The sequence below is a fragment of the Brevundimonas sp. genome (assembly GCF_046299535.1).
In the GTDB taxonomy this organism is placed as follows: domain Bacteria; phylum Pseudomonadota; class Alphaproteobacteria; order Caulobacterales; family Caulobacteraceae; genus Brevundimonas.
Genome location: NZ_JBKBIB010000015.1, coordinates 1 through 18,344 on the forward strand (window position 1 = coordinate 1; position 18,344 = coordinate 18,344).

Below are 18,344 nucleotides of genomic sequence, written 5' to 3' on the forward strand. Positions count from 1 at the left end.
TTCGCCTGTGGGGTCTCCGCCTGTGGGGGGGGGGAAGTTCATCTGGGCGGTGTGAAGCACGAGGCGCGGCCCCCCACCGCCCGAGAAGGTCAGGGCCCCGCCATAGCGGACGTCGCCCACCAGCGGCCGCCCGATGTGGGCCATATGCACCCGCAGCTGATGCATGCGCCCGGTCAGGGGCTCCAGCTCGATCAGGGAGCCGTGATCGTTGGCCGAGAGGGTGCGGTAGCGGGTGCGCGACGGCTGGGCCCCGGGCGTGCCCTCCTCCACCACGCGCATGTGGCTTTCGCGGCCCACCTCCTGACGCAGCAGGTGGGGGTCGATCTCGCCGCCGCGCGGGTCGGGCGGGGATTCAACCAGCGCCAGATAGGTCTTGCGGAAACGCTTGGCCTGCAGCGCCTTGCCGAGAAAGGCCGTGGCCGGCTTGGTCTTTCCGGCCAGAATGACGCCGGAGGTGTCCCGGTCCAGCCGATGCACCAGATCCGGCCGCTTGCCGTTGGACCGGGCGAAGGCCCACAGCAGGTCGTCCAGCGTATGGGCCTGAATGCGTCCGCCCTGGCTGGACAGGCCCGAGGGCTTGTCGAAGGCGATCAGGTGCGCGTCCTCGTGGATGACCCACGAGCGGACGGCGGCGATGTCGCCGGGCGACAGGGAAACGGGGGAGCGGTCGGTCACCGCACGTGCATACGCGAACCGTTCTCCCCCGTCAGCCCGTCAGCGCAGCACGCCCTTCCTGCTCATCATCAAGGCGTACCAGATGAAGAAGAGGCAGGCGCCGCCGATGACGACCTGCATCGGCCACATCGACCCCATGGCCTCCAACCCGTCCGACAGGACGAAGGCGTAGACCGCCCCCGCCGCCCAGCCAAGGAAGGAGACAACGAAGACCGGCAGCGCCCATTTGCGGCGCAACAGCAGAAGGACGGCGCCCAGCAGCCCGCCCCAGACCCCGATCGCCCAGGCCGCGTGAGTCCAGGCCGGCATGGCGTCGAAATAGACGACCTGTTCTGCGGTCATGCCCATCTGGGCGAACCAGTCCTCGCGCTGCGTCTGGGTCATGAAATAGTCGAAACAGCCGAAGCCGTTCCACAAGGCCGCCAAGACCCCCACCACCCACAGGTGCCAGGGGGTTCTCGTCGCGGGCGTTGAGCCCATTGCATCGGTCATCATTCCCTCCCACAAGAATTTCCGATGGGCGGACGCTACGCCTATTTCAGAGAACGGCAACGGTTAATCGGCGCCGGACGGTCGCTCCGCGCGCAGCGCCGCCCACCGCTCCAGACGCTCCCTGACCTTCGCCTCGTGGCCCTCGCCCTTCGGCTTGTAGAAGACGCGGCGCTCCATTTCGTCGGGGAAGTAGTCGGCGCCCGAAAAGCCCTCGGGCGTGTCGGGGTCGTACTGGTAGCCCTTGCCGTAGCCCAGGTCCTTCATCAGCTTCGTGGGCGCGTTGCGGATGTGGGCGGGGGGCATGAGGCTGCCGGTTTCGCGGGCGGCTTTCGACGCGGCCTTGTAAGCCTCATAGACGCCGACGGACTTGGGCGCGGTGGCCAGATGGACCACCGCCTGGGCCAAAGCCAGCTCGCCTTCCGGGCTGCCGAGGAAATCGTAGGTGTCCTTGGCGGCGTTGGCGACGAGGATCGACAGAGGGTCCGCCTCGCCGATGTCCTCGACGGCCATGCGCACGATCCGGCGCGCCAGATACAGCGGATCCTCGCCGCCGTTCAGCATCCGCGCCAGCCAGTAGAGCGCGGCGTCCGGGTCAGACCCCCGAACCGATTTATGCAATGCGGATATGAGGTTATAGTGCTCTTCTCGACTTTTGTCGTAGGCGGGCGCGCGCTTCTGCAGGGTGCCCGCCAGGGCCTGCACATCCAGCGGCTCGCCGCCGGCCAGGCCGAACAACACCTCGGACATGGTCAGCAGATAGCGGCCGTCCCCGTCGGCCAGGGCCAGCAGCGCATGGCGCGCTTCGGGGGTCAGGGGCAGGCTTTTCTCCTCCTGCGCCTCCGCGCGCGTCAACAGTTGATCAAGCGCCTCGTCGTCCAGTCGCTTCAGCACGAAAACCTGCGAGCGGGACAACAGCGCGCCGTTCAGTTCGAAGGACGGGTTCTCGGTGGTGGCGCCCACGAGGGTGACGATCCCCTCCTCCACGAAGGGCAGGAAGCCGTCCTGCTGGGCGCGGTTGAAGCGGTGGATCTCGTCCACGAACAGCAGGGTGGACTGACCGGCGGCGCGGCGGCCGCGCGCTGTCTCGAAGGCCTTCTTCAGATCCGCGACCCCGGAGAACACGGCGCTGATCTGCTGGAACTGATAGCCCGCCGCCTGGGCCAGCAGGCGGGCGATGGTGGTCTTGCCGGTGCCCGGCGGGCCCCACAGGATCATGGAGCCCAGACGCCCCGCCTCGACCATGCGGCGGATCGGCCCGGTCTCGCCCAGCAGGTGATCCTGGCCCACCACCTCGTCCAGCGAACGCGGGCGCAGGCGGTCGGCCAGAGGCGCGTCAGGGGGATGGACGCCGGAGGCTTCGAACAGATCGGTCATGTTGGACAGATAGGCGCTGGGCGCCCGTCCGTCATCTGGTCATGCGCCGAAGCGGCCGCTGATGCGCTGGCCGCGCCGTTCGATGGTGACGTCCCAGCGGGTGGCCGCGCCGAGGGCCTGCTGCAAGGCCTCGACCGAGCCGATCTGGCGGCCATTGATCTCGCGCACGATGTCGCCGGGGCGGAAGCCCGCTCGGGCGGCGTAGCCACGGCCGGACAGGCGGGTGACGATCACGCCCTCCCCGGCCGCGAAGGCGTCGCCGCCGATGCGATCGGCCAGGGCGGGCGAATAGGGGGCCACGGTGGCGCCGGCCATCAGACCGCGCTCGATCACCACCTGAGCCGGATCGCGGTCGCCGGGCAGAGGCTGGACCGTGGCGTTCAGGGTCTGGCTGCGGCCGTCGCGCAGGACGGAGATCTGGGCCCTCTCGCCGGGGCGGCGGGACCCCACGCGGAAGTTCAGGCCCGAGGAGTCGTTGATCTCGACGCCGTCCACGGCGGTGATCACGTCACCCTCGCGGATGCCCGCCCGGTCGCCGGGCCCGCCGGGATACAACGAGGTGACCAGCACGCCCTGTGGCCGGCTGAGGCCCAGACTGCGGGCGATCTCGGCGGTGACGGACTCGCTGCGCACGCCCAGCCAGGGACGAATGACCGCCTCGGCGCCGCCAAGCGCGCTCTCCAGCACCTGGCGCACGGTCTGGGCGGGCACGGCGAAGCCCACTCCCGCAGAGGTGCCGGAGCGCGAGAAGATAGCCGTGTTGATGCCGATCAGGTCGCCGTCCATGTCCACCAGCGCGCCGCCGGAGTTGCCCGGATTGATGGCCGCGTCGGTCTGGATGAAGGATGAGGCGTCCGAAATGCCGGTGTTGGTGCGGTTCAGGGCCGAGATAATGCCGTTGGTCACGGTCTGGCCCACGCCGAACGGATTGCCGATGGCCAGCACCAGATCCCCCACCAGATGTTGTTCCTGATCGTCGATGGGCAGGACAGGCAGGCCGCCGTCGACCCCCTCAAGCTGCAACACCGCGATGTCCGACTGCTGGTCGCCGAGCAGGACGCGGGCGCGGAATTCGCGGCGGTCGGCCAGGGTGACGGTGATCCGCTGGGCGCCCTGGATGACGTGGTTGTTGGTCACCACCACCCCGTCCGAACGAACGATGACGCCGGACCCGATGGAGGACGCCTGACGCTGGGACCGGCCGGTGAACATCTCGAAGAACGGGTCGGTGCGGCGGCTGGAGACCGCCGAGATGTTCACGACCGCCGGGCTGGCGGCCGCGGCCACCGGCGCGAACGAGGTCTTCATGGCGTTGGCGTCGCCGGGAACCACCCGCTCGGTGCTGCCAAAGACGTTGGGTTCGGGGAACCCGCCTTCCTGGGCGGAGGTCTGGTCGGCGTTGCCGCAGGCGGCGAGAACCAGCAGGGCGGCGAGAGCGGCGGAAGACAGCTTCATGGTCTGGATCAGGTCAGTTTTCATGTGGGACGTCACGCGGTCAAGGTGACCTCCGATTTGGGACCGGATCAAGGCGCCGCAAGGGGCAGGCCGGAGACGGTCAGCAAACGACCGTTCCGTCGTCCTGCTCTCTCCCCCTCCTGTCAGGGCCGGATCAGCGCCGGCGCCACGTCCTGGAGCGATCCGTCCCCGTCCGGGCCGGCGAGGCCCAGCAAGTGGGCCAGCAGGGGCTGGACGTCCACGGCGTCCATGTCCTGAAGCGTCACGCCGGAACGGACGCCGGGGCCATGGGCGATGAACAGGGCGGCCATCTCGGGCGCGGCGTTGTCATAGCCGTGGGCGCCGCCCTCGCGGCTGATCGGCCGGCTGCGGGTGGCCACAAGCCAGCCGGTGTCCGGCAGGCACAGGATGGCCGGTACGCGCGGATGGCGGCCATAGGCAAGGCGCTCCGGCAGGTCGGCCTTGTTGTAACATTCCATGTTGGCATGGCGACGCACCAGGGCGGCCTGCACCTCGGCCTCGCGGCCCGACGCGGGGTTGAGCCCGGCGAAGGCGCCCGCATGGACCACCTCGACCGCCTCCAGATCGATCAGGTCGTCCAGATAGACGGCGCGATCCGGCGAGGTGGCGGCCATGCCGTGGTCGGCGACGATGACCAGGACCGTGCGATCGGCCAGACCGCGCGCCTCGAGACCCGCGATCAGCCGGGCGATGGAGGCGTCCACCGAGGCGGCGGCTTCCGTCGTCTGGACCGCGTCGGGCCCATGATGGTGGCCGGCCGTGTCGACGATGTCGAAATACAGGGTGGCGAAGTCGGGCCGCTGGTCGCCGGGCAGGTCCAGCCATCCCAGCACCCGGTCCACCCGCGCGTCGCCGGGCAGGGACTGGTCGAAGACGGTCCAGTGGGTCGGACGCACCCCGCGGATCTCGGCCTCCGAGCCCGGCCAGAACATGGTGCCGGTCGTCAGGCCAGCGCGCTCGGCGGTGACCCAGATGGGCTCGCCCTCGTCCCACCAGTCTCCGTTGGTCACCGCCGCCGCGTTACCGAGGGCGAACCGCCCCAGTTCCGCATCCACCATGGTGTTGTTGACGAGGCCGTGGCGGTCAGGATGCAGGCCGGTCACCAGGGTGTAGTGATTGGGGAAGGTGACGCTGGGAAACGACGGGCGCATGGCGGCGAAGGCGCCTTCGGCGCGCAGGCGACTCAGGGTCGGCGTCACGCCCCGCTCCAGATAGTCCGGCCGGAACCCGTCAATGCCCACCAGAATCACCAGCGGCCGGTCCTCGGTCGCCGCGCGCTCGGGCGCCGTGGTGGCGCAGGCAGACAGGGTCAGGGCGAGCAGGATCAGCAGCAGACGGGACATGGGAACTCCGGATACGGGGACGGCCTATTGCCTAATGTTAATCCGTGACAGTCGTCTTACGGCTTGCGGCGAAGCCGCCCACCCCGCAAGCTCGACCTTATGAGCGAACCGGTCATCGAGACACGCGGCCTGTCCAAGGCCTACGGGGCGGTGAAGGCCCTGGACGATTTCAGCCTGACCATCCCGCGCGGCGGGGTCTACGGCGTTCTGGGGCCGAACGGGGCGGGCAAGTCCACACTTTTCCGCATCCTGCTGGGCCTGATCCGGCCGACAGCGGGCGAGGCGCGGATTATGGGCGGGCCGGTCGGCGACGTCCACGCCATGCGGCGCATGGGCTCCATGATCGAGACGCCGCGCTTTCCGCCCTACATGACCGCCCGTCAGGTGCTGGAATGGGTGTCGCTGAGTCATGGGCAGGGCGTGGACCGCGCCGCCATAGGCGCCTGGCTGGAGCGGGTGGGCCTCACCGCCGCCGCCGACCGCAAGGTGCGGGGCTTCTCCGTCGGCATGGCGCAGCGGCTGGGCGTGGCCGCGGCGCTGATGACCCGGCCCGAGCTGATCATTCTTGACGAGCCCACCAGCGGGATGGACCCGCCCGGCATCCAGGAGATGCGCGGCCTGATCCGGTCGCTGGCCGACGATGACGGCGTCACCGTAGTGATCGCCAGCCACCAGTTGGCCGAGGTGCAGAAGCTGTGCGACCGGGTGGCCATCCTGAACAAGGGCCGCTTGTCGGCCGAGGGCGCCGTGGCCGATCTGGTGGCCGGGCGCGAGCGCCTGCGCCTGACCCTGCGGCCCGCCGACGCGGCGCTGGGCCTGCTGGGCATGAAGGGTACGCGCGACGGCGACGCGGTTCTGGCCGCCATCGAGCGGTCCGAGGCCCCCGCCCTGATCCGCGCCCTGGCCGAAAAGGGCGCCGAGATCGAGGAGGCGCGCTGGGTCGGCGCCGATCTGGAGAGCGTCTTCAACCTGTTGACCGTGGAGGATGCGCCCCATGCTGGCTGACGCCATTCGCGCCGAGGGCTACCGGTTCGCCCGCAACCGCAGCGCCGTGTTCTGGAGCGTGCTGTTCGTGCCCATCGCGGCGCTGATCCTCGGGATCGTGGTCAGTTTCGCGGCAAAGAACAATGAAGCAAGACTGGCCGAGGTGACCACCGAGCTGGGAATGATCTCCACGCCCCTGAATCTGGGGGCGGCCCTTCTGGACAACACCGCCTCACTGGCGGGCGGGCCGGTGCTGCTGTTCGTCCTGATCGGGGCGGCGACCCTGTTCGCCGGCGATTACCGGTGGGAGACCTGGCGGCTGATCCGGGCCCGCAACCGGCGGTCCAACCTGATCATGGGCAAGCTGGCGGTCCTCGTCGTCCTGACCTTCGCCGCCATGGCCGCCCTTCTGGTCTTCAGCATGATGGGCGAGCCGATCCGCGCGGCCATCTTCGAGCGCCAGCTCGCCTTCAGCCTCAGCGGCCAGCAGATCGGCGCCTTTCTGGGCCTGTTCGGCCTGGGCTGGCTGCGGGTGGTCCAGTTCGCCATGATCGCCCTGCTGGCCGCCGTGGCGACGCGGTCGCTGCTGGCGGCCCTGTTCATCCCCATGGCGCTGGGCGCAGCCCAGGCGTTCGGCGCGCCGATTCTGGGCGGTCTGGGCTTCATGCCTGACAGCTGGACCGTGCAGCTTCTGCTGCCCGGCCAGGCCTTTGACGCGCTGAAGGGCCTGCTGATCGCCGGGGAGGGCGCACCGGGGGTTCCCGCCGCCCTGCAGGCGAAGGCGTGGATCAGCCTGATCGGTTGGACCGTGCTGCCGCTTCTGGCCGCACTGGCCATTTTCGAGCGCCAGGACCTGTCCAAGGAGTAGCGCCCTTGACGCCGGGGGCCCCGGGCGAAACCCTGTGGCCGGTCGCACCTGGCGGCCTGACCCGGAAAGTTTGATGAAGCGTCTGATCCTGCCCGCCTGCGCCGCCGCCCTGCTGACCGCCCTGCCCGCCGCCGCCCAGGTGGGAACGCCCGCCCTGCCCCGCGACCTGCCGCCCATTCCGGCGTCGGCGGCCCAGCCCTACCCCGGCGTGATCCGGCACCATGTGGACGCCACGGACACCGAGCGGAAGATCATCCGGGTGCGCCAGACCATTCCGGTGGCCCAGGCGGGCCCCATGGTGCTGCTGTATCCCAAATACCTGCCCGGCAACCATGCGCCCACCGGGCCGATCCAGTTGGTGGCCGGGGTGCAGGTCGGCGCGGGCGGCCAGCGCGTGGAGTGGGTGCGCGACCCGCTGGATCCCTACGCCTTTCACATCGAGGTTCCGGCGGGGGTCAGCGAGATCGAGGTCTCTTTCGACTATCTCAGCCAGGTCAGCACCAGCCAGTGGCGGGTGATGATGACCCCCGAGATGCTGAACCTGCAGTTCGAGAAGCTGATGCTCTATCCGGCGGGCTACCAGCACGACGGGATCATGGTGCAGACCACCGTACGCCTTCCGGACGGCTGGAACTATGGCGTGGCGCTGGACACGGAGGCCTTCAGCGGGGGCGAGGCCGTGTTCGCCCCCATCAGCGTGGAGATGCTGGCCGACAGCCCCATGTTCGCCGGGACGCACTATCGGGTGTTCGACCTGGACCCGAACGGCCGCACGCCGGTGAACATGCATGTGATGGCCGACGAAGCTTCAGAACTGGACGCCGTGGAGGAGCGCCTGGCGCCGTTCCGCAATCTGGTGGTCCAGGCGGACCGGCTTTACGGGGTCCGGCCCTTTGACCGGTACGAGTTCCTGGTGGCCGCCACGAGCCGGCTCGGGGGCGTGGGGCTGGAGCATCACCGCTCCTCGGAGAACACGGTCTCGGCGGACTTCTTCTCGAGCTGGGATACGGCTTCCTACGGCAATCGCGAACTGCTGCCCCACGAGTACGCCCACTCCTGGAACGGCAAGTTCAGGCGCCCGGCCGACCAGCTGACGCCGGACCTGAACACGCCTGTGCAGAACAGCCTGCTGTGGATGTACGAGGGCCAGACCCAGTACTGGGGCGCCGTTCTGGCCGCGCGTTCGGAGATCGTGCCGCAGGACCAGGCCCTGGCCAACCTGGCCTGGACCGCCGCCTTCTATGACGCCCAGCGCGGGCGCGAGTGGCGGGCGCTGCAGGACACGGTGAACCAGAACCTGCTGGGCTATCGGTCCTCCACGCCGTGGGCCACCTGGTCGCGCACGGGCGGGGACTATTACCGCGAGGCGCTGCTGATGTGGCTGGACGCCGACACCCTGATCCGCGAGGCCACGCGGGACCGGCGCTCGCTGGACGACTTCGCGCGGGCCTTCTTCGGCATCGAGGACGGGGTGTGGGAGGCGCGGCCCTACACCTTCGACGATGTGGTGACGGCGCTGAACGGGGTCCATCCCCACGACTGGGCCGGGTTCCTGAGGGCGCGGCTGGACGCGGTGGGGCCGGAGGCCGCGGCGCCGCTGGACGGCATCGAGCGGGGCGGATACCGGCTGGTTTTCGTGGAAGCGCCCGATGCGGCCTACCGTCGCGTGCAGCCCCAGTGGGGCCGGGACTTCCTGTTTTCGCTGGGGTTCACCCTGTCCGCATCGAACAGCATCACCAATGTGCTGTGGGACAGCCCGGCCTTCGAGGCGGGCCTGACCCAGGGCTGGGACATCGTGGCGGTCAACGACACGGCGGCCACGCCCGAGCGGCTGCGCGATGCGGTGACGGCGGGCAAGGACGGCGGCCCGATCCGCCTGATCGTCAGGAACGGCGACCGCTTCCGCACGGTGGAGATCCCCTATGCCGGGGGCCTGCGCTATCCGGCGCTGGAGCGGATCGCGGGCACACGGGACCGGCTGGGCGACATCCTGACGCCCCGCCGGCGGTAGGTCGCCGCTTCGGGCCAGCGGATCGCGACCTTCGGATGGGAAGGCGTCGAGCAGGGCTGTTTCGGGATCTTCGCGGGGGTCCGGAGCGCCTGCCGGGCGCGTTTGAGCAGTCCGGCGCGGGGCGTCAGGGCGGATCGGGGCCGGCGCCCGCGCTTTGAACCGGCGCACCCGCAAATGCACGGTGCAATTGGTGCAATTGGTGCAATTCCGGCGCGGCGTTGGCACGGGCCGGTGCGCTCCGCTGCGTCGAGGGAGCTGACGGTTCATGTTCGGCTGTGACGGACGACGCCGGGCCGGGTTCGGGCGGTGCTCCGGCCCTGGCCATCCTCTCCAGCCGGGCATGGACGGACAGCCAGCGCAGGGCCTCGCCCGCACGCCCCGCCCGGATGGCGCGCGCCGCCCCGCGCCACGCCATGGCGAGCATGTCGTGCAGGTCCGGCAGGGGCTCGTCGTCGATCGCCAGGGTCTCGCTCATGACTGACGACCGTAGGGGCGCCCTGCGTCAATCGGGGACGTGGGACAAAAGAAAAGGGCGGCGCCTTTCGGCGCCGCCCTGATCGTTTGAGGCCTCAGGCTGATCAGCCCTCGGTCTTTTCGCCTTCCAGCTCCAGGGCCAGATCGGCCGGCAGCGGCTCGACGGCGTCCTCGCGCTGTTGCGTGAGGACCGCGTCGCGCTCGTTGGCGATCTTCTGAAGCGACCGCAGATAGGCGCCCGTGCCCGCCGGGATCAGGCGACCCACGATCACGTTCTCCTTCAGGCCTTCCAGGGTGTCGACCTTGCCGTTGACCGAGGCGTCGGTCAGCACGCGGGTCGTCTCCTGGAAGGAGGCGGCCGAGATGAAGCTCTTGGTCTGCAGCGAGGCCTTGGTGATGCCCAGCAGAACCGGCTGTGTGGTCGCCGGGCGGCCCTTGCGCTTCAGGGTCTTGGCCTGCTCGATGTCGAACTCGGGACGGTCCATGTGATCGCCCTTGATCAGGCCGGTTTCGCCCGCGTCGAGGATCTCGACCTTCTGCAGCATCTGGCGAACGATCACCTCGATGTGCTTGTCGTTGATCGGCACGCCCTGCAGTCGGTAGACCTCCTGCACCTCGTTGACCAGATACTCGGCCAGCGCCTCGACGCCCTGGATGCGCAGCAGATCGTGCGGATCCGGGTTGCCGTCGATGATGTAGTCGCCCTTCTGGATCAGATCGCCGTCGTGGACGGAGATGTGCTTGCCCTTGGGGATCAGGAACTCGACCGGCTCGCCCTGATTGCCGTCCGCGTCCGGCTCCGGGGTGATCTTGATGCGGCGCTTGTTCTTGTAGTCGCGACCGAATTCGACGCGGCCGTCCATCTCGGCGATGACCGCGCAGTCCTTGGGACGACGGGCCTCGAACAGCTCCGCCACCCGCGGCAGACCGCCGGTGATGTCGCGGGTCTTGGCGCCTTCGGTCGGGATACGGGCGATGATCTCGCCCGGCTTGACCTCGTCGCCGTTGTTGACCGAGAGGATGGCGCCCACGGGCAGCAGGTAGCGGGCGTCGGCACCCGAAGCCAGCTTGGCGTAGGTCTCGCCCTTGATCACGCCCAGGGCCGGACGCAGGTCCGAGCCGCGGGGGCTGGCGCGCCAGTCGGAGACCACGCGCTGGGTGATGCCGGTGGCCTCGTCGGTCTCTTCCTTGACCGACAGGCCGTCGGCCAGATCCTCGAAGCGCACCGCGCCGCCCACCTCGGTGATGATCGGGGTGGTGTAGGGATCCCACTCGGCCAGACGCTGGCCGCGCTTGACCTCGGCGCCGTCCTTGATGCGCAGACGGGCGCCGTAGGGCACCTTGTGGCTTTCGCGATCCTTGCCGTCGACCAGAACGCTGAGCACCACGTTGCGGCTCATGGCCACCAGATCCCCGTGCGCCGCCTTGACGGTGGGGCCGACGATCCGGGCCGTACCGGTGTTGGAGGCCTCCACGAAGGAGGTCTCGGCCACCTGGGCGGTGCCGCCGATGTGGAAGGTCCGCATGGTCAGCTGGGTGCCCGGCTCGCCGATGGACTGGGCCGCGATGACCCCGACCGCCTCGCCGATGTTGACGTTGGTGCCGCGCGCCAGGTCACGGCCGTAGCACATGCCGCAGATGCCGGCGTCGGCTTCACACGTCAGCGCGGAGCGGACCTTGACCGACTGGACGCCGGCGGCCTCGATCTCCTCGATGACCTCCTCCACCAGATAGGTGTCGGCGGGGAACAGCACGGTGTCCGTGCCGGGCTCCTTGATGTCCTCGGCCGCGTAACGGCCCAGCACGCGCTGGCCCAGCGAGACCAGGACGTCGCCGCCTTCGATCACGGCGCGCAGGGTGATACCCCGCGTGGAGCCGCAGTCTTCCTCGGTGACGATGGAATCCTGGGCCACGTCCACCAGACGACGGGTCAGGTAGCCGGAGTTGGCGGTCTTCAGGGCGGTGTCGGCCAGACCCTTACGGGCGCCGTGGGTGGAGTTGAAGTACTCCAGCACGGTCAGGCCTTCCTTGAAGTTCGAGACGATGGGGGTCTCGATGATCTCGCCGGAGGGCTTGGCCATCAGGCCGCGCATGCCGCCCAGCTGCTTCATCTGGGCCTGCGAACCCCGGGCGCCGGAGTTGGCCATCATGTAGACCGAGTTGATCTCGGCGGTGCGGCCGTCGCCCAGCTGCACCGGCAGGGCGATCTCGCCCATCATCTCGTCGGCGACCTTGTCCGTGGCCTTGGCCCAGGCGTCGACGACCTTGTTGTACTTCTCGCCCTTGGTGATCAGGCCGTCGGCGTACTGTTGCTCGTACTCCTCGACCAGGGTGCGGGTGGCCTCGACGATCTCGGTCTTCTTGGCGGGGATCACGATGTCGTCCTTGCCGAACGAGATGCCCGCCTTGGCCGCCTCGCGGAAGCCCAGCTGCATCATGCGGTCCGCGAAGATCACCGTCGCCTTCTGACCGCAGTGGCGATAGACCACGTCGATCAGATTGCCGATTTCCTTCTTGGTGAGGTTCTTCTCCAGAAGGCGGTAGCCCACGTTGGGGTTGCGCGGCAGCAGGGCGGCCAGCTTCATCCGGCCGGGGGTGGTGTCGATGACCTTCGTCACCTCCTTGCCCTCGGCGTCGTGCTCGGTCCAGCGGGCCTTGATCCTGGTGTGCAGGGTCACGACGTCGGCGTCGAGCGCGGCGTCGATCTCGCCGATGTTGGCGAACAGCTTGCCTTCACCCGGCTCGCCGTCCTTGACCAGCGACAGGTAGTACAGGCCCAGGACGATGTCCTGCGACGGCACGATGATCGGCTTGCCGTTGGCGGGGCTGAGGATGTTGTTGGTGGACATCATCAGCACGCGCGCTTCCAGCTGGGCCTCGAGGCTCAGCGGAACGTGCACGGCCATCTGGTCGCCGTCGAAGTCGGCGTTGAAGGCGGCGCAGACCAGCGGGTGCAGCTGGATGGCCTTGCCCTCGATCAGCTTGGGCTCGAACGCCTGGATGCCCAGACGGTGAAGCGTGGGCGCGCGGTTCAGCAGAACCGGGTGCTCGCGGATGACCTCGTCCAGGATGTCCCAGACCGCCGGCTGCTCGCGCTCGACCATGCGCTTGGACTGCTTGACGGTGCCCGACAGGCCCTTGGCGTCCAGACGCGCGTAGATGAACGGCTTGAACAGCTCGAGCGCCATCTTCTTGGGCAGGCCGCACTCGTGCAGCTTCAGGTCCGGTCCCACCACGATGACCGAACGGCCGGAGTAGTCGACCCGCTTGCCCAGCAGGTTCTGGCGGAAGCGGCCCTGCTTGCCCTTCAGCATGTCGGCCAGCGACTTCAGGGGCCGCTTGTTGGCGCCGGTGATGACCCGGCCGCGACGGCCGTTGTCGAACAGGGCGTCGACGGATTCCTGCAGCATCCGCTTCTCGTTGCGGATGATGATGTCCGGCGCGCGAAGCTCCATCAGGCGCTTCAGGCGGTTGTTCCGGTTGATGACCCGGCGATACAGGTCGTTCAGGTCGGACGTGGCGAAGCGGCCGCCGTCCAGGGGCACCAGCGGGCGCAGCTCGGGCGGGATGACCGGCACGATGGTCAGGATCATCCACTCGGGCTTGTTGCCGGACTCGATGAAGGCTTCCAGCAGCTTGAGGCGCTTGGAGGCCTTCTTGGCCTTCAGCTCGCTGGTGGGTTCCGACAGCTCGCCGCGATGCTTTTCGGCCTCGGCGTGCAGGTCGATGCCCATGAGCAGGCCGCGCACGGCCTCGGCGCCGATCTCGGCGGTGAAGCCGTCATCGCCGTACTCTTCCTGGAACTGGTAGTACTCGTCCTCGGTCAGAAGCTGGTTCTGCTTCAGCGGGGTCAGGCCCGGCTCGGTGACGATGTAGTTCTCGAAATACAGGACCCGCTCGACGTCCTTGAGGGCCATGTCCAGCATCAGCGAGATGCGGCTGGGCAGGGACTTCAGGAACCAGATGTGGGCGACCGGGGCGGCCAGCTCGATGTGGCCCATGCGCTCGCGACGGACGCGGGCGAGGGTGACCTCCACGCCGCACTTCTCGCAGATGATGCCCTTGTACTTCATGCGCTTGTACTTGCCGCACAGGCACTCGTAGTCCTTGGTCGGACCGAAGATGCGGGCGCAGAACAGGCCGTCGCGCTCGGGCTTGAACGTGCGGTAGTTGATCGTCTCCGGCTTCTTGATCTCGCCGAACGACCAGGACTTGATCTTCTCCGGCGAGGCCAGGGCGATCTTGATCTGGTCGAAGGTCGGGGTGACCGGGACCGGGTTGAAGATGTTCAGGACTTCCTGGTTCATCTTGTTTTCCTTCTGCGGCGGGGGCCGCGAAAATAAAGAAGAGTGGAGAGTGGCGAGTGGTTAGGGGCGAGTGAGGCCCGAATGGCTGCGGCGACTTCTCGCCACCCGCCACCCGTCACTCGCCACTTCAGACTCAGCTGTTCTCCAGCTCCACGTTCAGACCCAGCGAGCGCATTTCCTTGACGAGCACGTTGAAGCTCTCGGGAATGCCCGCCTCGAAGCTATCGTCGCCGCGGACGATGGCCTCGTAGACCTTGGTACGGCCGGCCACGTCGTCGGACTTCACCGTCAGCATTTCCTGCAGGGTGTAGGCCGCGCCGTAAGCTTCCAGCGCCCACACCTCCATCTCGCCGAAGCGCTGGCCGCCGAACTGGGCCTTGCCGCCCAGCGGTTGCTGGGTGACCAGGCTGTAGGGGCCGATGGAGCGGGCGTGGATCTTGTCGTCCACCAGGTGGTGCAGCTTCAGCATGTAGATGTAGCCGACCGTGACCGGACGCTTGAAGCGCTCGCCGGTCTGGCCGTCGTACAGAACCGACTGGCCCGACCGGTCCAGCCCTGCGTCATCCAGCAGACGCTCGATGTCAGAGATGTTGGCGCCGTCGAAGACGGGTGTGGCGAAGGGAACGCCCTTGGACAGGTTCCGGGCCAGCTCGATGAGCTCGTCCTCGTCCTGCGGCAGGGGGGTGTCCGCGCCGTAGATGTCGGTCAGACGTTCGATCAGGGCCTTCTTCTGCCCGCCGTTCTGGGTCCAGTCCTCGAGCAGACCCTTGATCTGACGACCCAGGCCGGCCGAGGCCCATCCCAGGTGCGTCTCGAAGATCTGGCCGATGTTCATGCGCGAGGGCACGCCCAGCGGGTTCAGAACCACGTCGACCGGCGTGCCGTCCTCAAGGTACGGCATGTCCTCCATGGGCAGGATCTTGGAGATCACGCCCTTGTTGCCGTGGCGGCCGGCCATCTTGTCGCCCGGCTGCAGCTTGCGCTTCACGGCCACGAAGACCTTGACCATCTTCATGACGCCCGGGGGCAGTTCGTCGCCGCGCTGCAGCTTCTCGACCTTGTCCTCGAAGCGGCGATCCAGGGCCTTGCGGGCGTCCTCGAACGACTTCTTCATGGCCTCGAGCTCGCCCTGGGCCTTCTCGTCGTCCATGGCGATCTGCCACCACAGGCCGCGCGACAGCTCGTCGAGCTTGGCCTCGGTGATCTCGCCGCGGCCCAGACCCTTGGGACCGGACACGGCGGTCTTGCCCAGAACCAGCTCCCGCAGGCGCGAGTAGACGTTGCGCTCGAGGATCTTGAGCTCGTCGTCGCGGTCCTTGCCCAGGCGTTCGATTTCCGAACGCTCGATGGCCATGGCGCGCTCGTCCTTGTCGACGCCGTGGCGGTTGAAGACCCGCACGTCGATGATGATGCCGCTGGCGCCCGGCGGCAGGCGCAGGGAGGTGTCGCGCACGTCCGAGGCCTTTTCGCCGAAGATGGCGCGCAGCAGCTTCTCTTCCGGGGTCATCGGACTTTCGCCCTTGGGCGTGACCTTGCCGACCAGGATGTCGCCGGCGTGGACCTCGGCGCCGATGGCCACGATGCCCGCCTCGTCGAGGTTGCGCAGGGCTTCCTCGCCGACGTTGGGGATGTCGCGGGTGATTTCCTCAGGCCCCAGCTTGGTGTCGCGGGCCATGACCTCGAACTCCTCCAGGTGGATGGAGGTGAAGACGTCGTCGCGCACGATGCGCTCGGAGATCAGGATCGAGTCCTCGAAGTTGTAGCCGTTCCAGGGCATGAACGCGACCAGGGCGTTGCGGCCCAGAGCCAGTTCGCCCAGGTCCGTGGACGGGCCGTCGGCGATGACGTCGCCGCTCTTCACCACATCGCCCACGCGCACGATCGGGCGCTGGTTGATGCAGGTGGACTGGTTCGAGCGCTGGAACTTGGACAGGCGGTAGATGTCCACGCCCGAGCGGGCGGCTTCCAGATCCGAAGTGGCGCGCACCACGATGCGGGTGCCGTCGATCTGCTCGACCACGCCGTCGCGGCGGGCCACGACCACGGCGCCGGAATCGCGGGCAACCACATCTTCCATGCCGGTGCCCACCAGCGGGGCGTCGGCCTGCACCAGCGGCACGGCTTGACGCTGCATGTTCGCGCCCATCAGGGCCCGGTTGGCGTCATCGTTTTCCAGGAACGGGATCAGGGCCGCAGCGACCGAAACGACCTGCTTCGGGGACACGTCCATCATGTCGACCGCTTCCCTGGGCAGAAGCTGGGATTCGCCGTTGATCCGGCCGGGGACCAGATCCTCGACGATCTCGCCGTCCTTCAGCGCAATGTTGGCCTGGGCGATGGTGTATTTCGCCTCTTCCATCGCCGAGATGTAGACCACCTCGTCGGTGGTCTTGCCGTCCTTGATGCGGCGGTACGGGCTCTCGATGAAGCCGTACTTGTTGACCCGCGCGTGGGTGGCCAGCGAGTTGATCAGGCCGATGTTCGGGCCTTCCGGCGTTTCGATCGGGCAGATGCGGCCGTAGTGGGTCGGGTGCACGTCGCGGACTTCGAAGCCGGCGCGCTCGCGGGTCAGACCGCCCGGGCCAAGCGCCGACAGGCGACGCTTGTGGGTGATTTCCGACAGCGGGTTGGTCTGGTCCATGAACTGGGACAGCTGCGACGAACCGAAGAACTCGCGCACGGCCGCGGCGGCCGGCTTGGCGTTGATCAGGTCGTGCGGCATGACCGTGTCGATATCGACCGAGGACATGCGCTCCTTGATGGCGCGCTCCATGCGCAGCAGGCCGACGCGGTACTGGTTCTCCAGCAGCTCGCCCACCGAACGGACCCGGCGGTTGCCCAGGTTGTCGATGTCGTCGATCTCGCCGCGGCCGTCCTTCAGGCCCACCAGGATCTGCAGGACCTTGAGCACGTCGTCCTTGCGCAGCACGCGGATCTCGTCGCCCACTTCCGGCGTCTCGAGGCGCATGTTCATCTTCACGCGACCGACCGAGGACAGGTCGTAGCGTTCGGAATCGAAGAACAGGCTGTTGAACATGGCGTCGGCCGCTTCCGGCGTCGGCGGCTCGCCGGGACGCATGACGCGATAGACGTCGAACAGGGCGTCCTCGCGGGCGTCGTTCTTGTCCACCCGCAGGGTGTTGCGCATGTAGGCGCCGACCGTCACGTGGTCGATGTCCAGCACGTCGATGGTGGAGAAGCCGTTCTCTTCCAGCAGCTCGATGGCCGCCTGGTCCAGCTCGTCGCCGGCCTCGACGTAGATCTCGCCGGTTTCCATGTTGACCGCATCGGCGGCCAGGTAGCGGCCCAGCAGGGCGTCGGGCGCCAGCAGCAGGGACTTCAGGCCGCCGTCGGCAAGCTTCTTGGCCTGGCGGGCGCTGACCTTGGTCCCGGCCGGGGCGGCCACTTCGCCGGTGTCGGCGTCGACCAGATCAAATTCGGGCTTAACCCCGCGCCAGCGCTCGGGCTTGTAGGGGGTGACCCAGCCTTCGCCGCGCTTCTCGTAGGGGACGGTTTCGTAGAAGGTCCGCAGGATCTCCTCGCCGTCCATGCCCAGGGCCATCAGGAAGGTGGTGGCCGGCAGCTTGCGGCGACGGTCGATGCGCACATAGACCAGATCCTTGGCGTCGAACTCGAAGTCCAGCCAGGAGCCGCGGTAGGGGATCACGCGGGCGGCGAACAGCAGCTTGCCCGAGGCGTGAGTCTTGCCCTTGTCGTGATCGAAGAAGACGCCCGGCGACCGGTGCATCTGGGAGACGATCACCCGCTCGGTGCCGTTGACGACGAAGGTGCCCTTGCCGGTCATGAGCGGGATATCGCCCATGTAGACGTCCTGCTCCTTGATGTCCTTGACCGAGCGCGCGCCGGTTTCCTCGTCGGTCTCGAACACGATCAGGCGCAGCTTGACCTTCAGCGGCGCGGCGTAGGTCATGTCGCGCTGGATGCATTCCTCGACGTCGTACTTGGGCTCCTCGAACTCGTAGGAGACGTATTCCAGCACGGCGCGTTCGTTGAAGTCCTTGATCGGGAAGACCGACTTGAAGACCGCCTCGATGCCCTCGTCCTTGCGCTGGCCGGGACGGACCTCGCGCTGCAGGAACTGCTCGTAGGACGCCCGCTGAACCTCGATCAGGTTCGGCATCTGCACCGCCTCGGGGATGCGCCCGAAGGACTTGCGGATGCGCTTCTTGCCGGTGAAGGTCTGAGCGGAGGCGATCTGGCCGTTGATGGTCAGGCCGGCGGTGGACTTTGCCATTCGTTTTCCCAATCGCGCGGGCGTGGACCCGCGTCACAATGCAGCGGCCACGGCGACGCCTGTACAGCGACCCGTGACCCGGTTT

11 protein-coding genes are annotated in these 18,344 nt (G+C 68.0%); 3 read left to right on the forward strand and 8 right to left on the reverse strand.

Annotated features, from left to right (window positions below; all coding sequences use genetic code 11):
• From ACK4FB_RS12480 to ACK4FB_RS12500, 5 genes are all read right to left on the reverse strand, one after another.
• On the reverse strand, window positions 1–675 hold a 675-nt coding region (locus ACK4FB_RS12480), incomplete at its 3' end, for an RluA family pseudouridine synthase (protein WP_409752715.1).
• A gap of 39 nt (window positions 676–714) precedes the next feature.
• Window positions 715–1,167, reverse strand: coding sequence for a hypothetical protein (locus ACK4FB_RS12485; RefSeq protein ID WP_409752718.1), 453 nt, complete (start codon window positions 1,165–1,167; stop codon window positions 715–717).
• Window positions 1,168–1,230: 63 nt separating this feature from the next.
• Window positions 1,231–2,541, reverse strand: a complete 1,311-nt coding sequence (locus tag ACK4FB_RS12490) for a replication-associated recombination protein A (RefSeq protein ID WP_409752721.1) — start codon at window positions 2,539–2,541, stop codon at window positions 1,231–1,233.
• A gap of 39 nt (window positions 2,542–2,580) precedes the next feature.
• On the reverse strand, window positions 2,581–4,020 hold the full coding sequence (locus tag ACK4FB_RS12495) for a Do family serine endopeptidase (RefSeq protein WP_409752724.1): 1,440 nt from the start codon (window positions 4,018–4,020) through the stop codon (window positions 2,581–2,583).
• 119 nt (window positions 4,021–4,139) lie between these two features.
• Window positions 4,140–5,360 (reverse strand): ectonucleotide pyrophosphatase/phosphodiesterase, encoded by a 1,221-nt coding sequence (locus tag ACK4FB_RS12500; RefSeq protein ID WP_409752727.1) that lies wholly within the window; start codon window positions 5,358–5,360, stop codon window positions 4,140–4,142.
• Window positions 5,361–5,459: 99 nt separating this feature from the next.
• On the opposite strand from ACK4FB_RS12500, the gene ACK4FB_RS12505 reads away from it, so the two are divergent.
• The 3 genes from ACK4FB_RS12505 to ACK4FB_RS12515 all read left to right on the forward strand — a co-directional run bounded on the left by ACK4FB_RS12505 (window position 5,460) and on the right by ACK4FB_RS12515 (window position 9,223).
• Window positions 5,460–6,365 carry an ABC transporter ATP-binding protein gene (locus tag ACK4FB_RS12505; protein ID WP_409752730.1) on the forward strand — a complete coding sequence of 302 codons (906 nt, stop codon included), beginning with the start codon at window positions 5,460–5,462 and terminating at the stop codon, window positions 6,363–6,365.
• Complete coding sequence (locus ACK4FB_RS12510; RefSeq protein WP_409752733.1) at window positions 6,355–7,212, forward strand: ABC transporter permease subunit; 858 nt, start codon at window positions 6,355–6,357, stop codon at window positions 7,210–7,212. Before ACK4FB_RS12505 ends, ACK4FB_RS12510 begins: the two co-directional genes overlap by 11 nt.
• Window positions 7,213–7,285: 73 nt before the next feature.
• Window positions 7,286–9,223 carry a M61 family metallopeptidase gene (locus ACK4FB_RS12515; protein ID WP_409752736.1) on the forward strand — a complete coding sequence of 646 codons (1,938 nt, stop codon included), beginning with the start codon at window positions 7,286–7,288 and terminating at the stop codon, window positions 9,221–9,223.
• Between the two features lie 124 nt (window positions 9,224–9,347).
• Here the strand turns inward: ACK4FB_RS12515 and ACK4FB_RS12520 are convergent, their stop codons facing one another.
• The 3 genes from ACK4FB_RS12520 to rpoB form a co-directional block, all read right to left on the reverse strand.
• On the reverse strand, window positions 9,348–9,698 hold the full coding sequence (locus ACK4FB_RS12520) for a hypothetical protein (RefSeq protein ID WP_409752739.1): 351 nt from the start codon (window positions 9,696–9,698) through the stop codon (window positions 9,348–9,350).
• Window positions 9,699–9,801: 103 nt separating this feature from the next.
• Complete coding sequence (gene rpoC / locus ACK4FB_RS12525) at window positions 9,802–14,004, reverse strand: DNA-directed RNA polymerase subunit beta' (protein ID WP_409752742.1); 4,203 nt, start codon at window positions 14,002–14,004, stop codon at window positions 9,802–9,804.
• A 133-nt stretch (window positions 14,005–14,137) separates the two neighbouring features.
• Window positions 14,138–18,259 carry a DNA-directed RNA polymerase subunit beta gene (gene rpoB, locus ACK4FB_RS12530; RefSeq protein WP_409752745.1) on the reverse strand — a complete coding sequence of 1,374 codons (4,122 nt, stop codon included), beginning with the start codon at window positions 18,257–18,259 and terminating at the stop codon, window positions 14,138–14,140.
• Window positions 18,260–18,344: the final 85 nt, after the last annotated feature.

Bases quoted from the DNA above. Each gene is read 5' to 3' on its own strand.
- rpoB (WP_409752745.1), bottom strand. From the start codon at position 18,259: ATGGCAAAGTCCACCGCCGGCCTGACCATCAACGGCCAGATCGCCTCC.
- ACK4FB_RS12490 (WP_409752721.1), bottom strand. From the start codon at position 2,541: ATGACCGATCTGTTCGAAGCCTCCGGCGTCCATCCCCCTGACGCGCCT.
- ACK4FB_RS12505 (WP_409752730.1), top strand. From the start codon at position 5,460: ATGAGCGAACCGGTCATCGAGACACGCGGCCTGTCCAAGGCCTACGGG.
- ACK4FB_RS12520 (WP_409752739.1), bottom strand. From the start codon at position 9,698: ATGAGCGAGACCCTGGCGATCGACGACGAGCCCCTGCCGGACCTGCAC.
- ACK4FB_RS12485 (WP_409752718.1), bottom strand. From the start codon at position 1,167: ATGACCGATGCAATGGGCTCAACGCCCGCGACGAGAACCCCCTGGCAC.
- rpoC (WP_409752742.1), bottom strand. From the start codon at position 14,004: ATGAACCAGGAAGTCCTGAACATCTTCAACCCGGTCCCGGTCACCCCG.
- ACK4FB_RS12515 (WP_409752736.1), top strand. From the start codon at position 7,286: ATGAAGCGTCTGATCCTGCCCGCCTGCGCCGCCGCCCTGCTGACCGCC.
- ACK4FB_RS12495 (WP_409752724.1), bottom strand. From the start codon at position 4,020: ATGAAAACTGACCTGATCCAGACCATGAAGCTGTCTTCCGCCGCTCTC.
- ACK4FB_RS12510 (WP_409752733.1), top strand. From the start codon at position 6,355: ATGCTGGCTGACGCCATTCGCGCCGAGGGCTACCGGTTCGCCCGCAAC.
- ACK4FB_RS12500 (WP_409752727.1), bottom strand. From the start codon at position 5,360: ATGTCCCGTCTGCTGCTGATCCTGCTCGCCCTGACCCTGTCTGCCTGC.